This is a genomic window from Nitrococcus sp. (genome assembly GCF_059432795.1).
In genome coordinates, this window is the sequence record NZ_JBXWZQ010000238.1 from 1 (window position 1) to 2,625 (window position 2,625).

General features: G+C 63.6%; 2 protein-coding genes. One reads left to right on the plus strand and one right to left on the minus strand.

The annotated features are described in order from the left end of the window. Positions 1 to 643 (minus strand): Glu/Leu/Phe/Val dehydrogenase dimerization domain-containing protein (locus AC52Q4_RS16530; protein ID WP_495537896.1); only part of this gene is annotated, 643 nt, incomplete at its 3' end. Between the two features lie 660 nt (positions 644 to 1,303). Between AC52Q4_RS16530 and AC52Q4_RS16535 the strand changes: the two genes are divergently transcribed. After that, positions 1,304 to 2,533 (plus strand): tyrosine-type recombinase/integrase, encoded by a 1,230-nt coding sequence (locus AC52Q4_RS16535; protein WP_495537234.1) that lies wholly within the window; start codon positions 1,304 to 1,306, stop codon positions 2,531 to 2,533. The last annotated feature ends 92 nt before the right edge of the window (positions 2,534 to 2,625 follow it).

The following is a 2,625-nucleotide window of genomic DNA, read 5'->3' on the forward strand; positions in this document are numbered from 1 at the left end:
ATCCTGTCGCCTCCGTGCGGATCGGGCTACCGCCATACTCCATGCCCTTGCCCGTGAGGACGCCGGTGTAGCGATTGGTCAGCCGCTTGTACTGACCAAACATGAAGCCGATCTCCCGCGCGCCGACGCCGATATCCCCGGCCGGCACGTCGATGTCGTCGCCGACGTGTCGATGCAGTTCGGTCATGAAAGACTGACAGAAGCGCATCACCTCGTTGTCGGACTTGCCCTTGGGACTAAAGTCGGCGCCGCCCTTGGCGCCGCCCATCGGCAGTCCGGTGAGGCTGTTTTTGAAGGTCTGCTCGAAGGCCAGAAACTTGAGAATGCTCTGGTTTACGCTGGGATGGAAGCGCAGCCCGCCCTTGTATGGGCCGATGGCATTGCTGTTCTGCACCCGATAGCCGCGATTCACGCGGACGTTGCCGTTGTCGTCTTCCCAGCAGACGCGGAAACTCAGCACACGGTCTGGCTCGGCGATGCGCCGTAGAATCTGCTTCTCGTGGTAGATTTCTTTGTCAGCGATGTAGTCGAATACGTTCGACGCTACCTCGTAAACGGCCTGATGAAATTCGGTCTCATGGGGGTTGCGCCGCCTGAGACCATCCATGAACTGCTCAAGATTCACGTGATCGGAAATCGCCATGTCCTCCTCCCAGGTTGGACCGGCGGCCGAACTGCCTTTGGCGGCACATGCCGGCGAAGGGTCTCATTTAGACGCAAATCGTATCGAGCCGCAACCGGGGAGTTTCAGTTCCGCTTTGCCGCCCCGACGACGAGACCGAGTGGGCCCGTCACCACCGCTACACTTCGCTGCGCCAATCGCTGAACCCGGTGGATGAGAGTGCCTGGCCTGCCTCGCTGCGCCCGCCAGCCCAGCACGATGATGCCGGATCAGCCTCGACCGTCCCAATCACGTTCAACCCTGGGCCGGGTCACGCACCCGCGCGGAGAAACGAACATGAACAACACACGCAAAGCCACCCGGAGCGCAAGGACGCGTACAAGAAGGGCTCTTCAGCATTAATGGGGTAGAGCCAAAAAGTTTGCGGGATCAACAGGTTAGCTGGTGCCGGAACGCGGAATCGAACCGCGGACCTACTGATTACGAAATAGCGCTACTTCTCTCCCTGAGCTTTACGCCACCTCACAAATCAGTAGTTCTCACCCGCCGCAAGCACTGCTAAATCGAGCCTGTGTACACCATCGTTATCCCTCGTTACTATCACAGGGTAACGGCGCATAACGGTCCTCGCGCGTTACCCTGCCGTTACCCTCGGACCCCTTGGCACCTGAGAAGCAGCCCATGAGATTCACCGCCGCGGCCGTCGAGAAGCTCAAGCCAGACACCACCCGGCGCGAGGTTCCAGACGACGGTTGCCCGGGGCTCTACCTGCTCATCCAACCATCTGGCAAGAAGTCGTGGGCGGTGCGCGGACGGCTGCACGGTAAGCCGGTGAAGCTCACCATCGGCCGCTACCCCGCCTTCGACCTCAAGCTGGCACGCGAAGAAGCAGGGGCGCTGCTGCGGTCGCTGGAGCGCGACGAGGACCCGCGGCTCGAGCGCGCGGAGCGGAAGCGGCAGGCTGAGCGCGCGGCCGCCACCACGGTCGCCTCCGTCGTGTCGCTGTGGCTCAAGCGAGACCAAGCCGGCAATCGCTCCCACGACGAGGTAAAGCGCCTCATGGAGCGTGAGGTCATACCCAGATGGGGCAAGCGACCCATCGCCAGCGTCACCGTGGAGGACGTGCACGAGCTGCTGGACGCGGTCGCTGATCGTGGCGCCACCACGATGGCCAGGCGCCTGCACGCCCACCTGCACCGCCTGTTCCGATGGTCAGCCGGCCGCCGCTACGTTACCGCGAACCCGCTTGCCGACCTTCCAAAGCCGGGCAGCGAGCGCAGCCGCGACCGCGTGCTCACCAGCGAGGAGCTACAGCGTCTGTGGCAGGCCACCCTCCAACTAGGCTACCCGTTCGGTCCTGCCTACCGCCTGCTGCTGCTCACGGGTGCCCGCAAGAGCGAGGTTGGAGAACTTCGGTGGAGCGAGGTTGCCGACAACCAGATCGAACTCGCCGGTGCTCGTACCAAGACCGACGAGCCGCGTCTCATTCCTCTGTCGCCGCAGGTGGTCAGCGAGCTGGGAAGCCTTCCGCGCGTCAAGGGCAAACCGGGCTGGGTGTTCACAACGAACGGCGACACGCCGGCATCTGGCTGGTCAAAGGCCAAGCGCCGGCTGGACACCCTGGTGAGCAAGCTCGACACCGCTGGCGAGAAGCTCGCCGAGCCCGCGTCGTTTCCACCGTGGCGTCTGCACGACCTGCGCCGCACCGTCGCCACCAACCTGCAGCGCCTGGGCGTTCAGCTGGAGGTCACGGAGGCCGTCCTGGGGCACGTCTCCGGCAGCCGCGCAGGCATCGTCGGCATCTACCAGCGATACGCCTGGGCTGACGAAAAGCGCGCCGCGCTCGATCTCTGGGGCAACTACCTGGAAGAGCTGGCCGCACCTCAGCCCTCCCAGGAGAAAGCCTCATGAGCAACCTGAACTTTAACGAGCTAGAGGACGCCGCCGGGGTGCGCTTCCCTACGCCGGCACGACTGCTGATCAAGCTGGCGGTCAGCCAGTTC

What these genes read in the sequence shown, in the direction of transcription:
- AC52Q4_RS16535 (WP_495537234.1), top strand. Translation starts at nt 1,304, where the DNA reads ATGAGATTCACCGCCGCGGCCGTCGAGAAGCTCAAGCCAGACACCACC.